The organism is Vibrio sp. OPT24 (genome assembly GCF_015163545.1).
In the GTDB taxonomy this organism is placed as follows: Bacteria; Pseudomonadota; Gammaproteobacteria; order Enterobacterales; family Vibrionaceae; genus Vibrio; species Vibrio cyclitrophicus.
This window is the reverse complement of record NZ_JADDYI010000061.1, coordinates 1-210: the sequence shown is the minus strand read 5'-3', so window position 1 is coordinate 210 and position 210 is coordinate 1. Positions and strand designations below refer to the sequence as shown.

Here is a 210-nt window from a genome sequence, read left to right as displayed (position 1 = left end):
CACGATGTCCAACCGTGTTTAGCCCACCTTCGTGCTCCTCCGTTACTCTTTGGGAGGAGACCGCCCCAGTCAAACTACCCACCAGGCACTGTCCGTAACCCCGATTCAGGGGCCAACGTTAGAACATCAAAACTACAAGGGTGGTATTTCAAGGACGACTCCATCACATCTAGCGACGCAATTTCATAGTCTCCCACCTATCCTACACAT

The 210-nt window shown here is 51.9% G+C and carries 1 rRNA gene; it reads right to left on the bottom strand.

What is annotated here, in order from left to right:
• Positions 1-210: ribosomal RNA gene (locus tag IQO02_RS20020) — 23S ribosomal RNA — on the bottom strand; the annotation flags it as partial.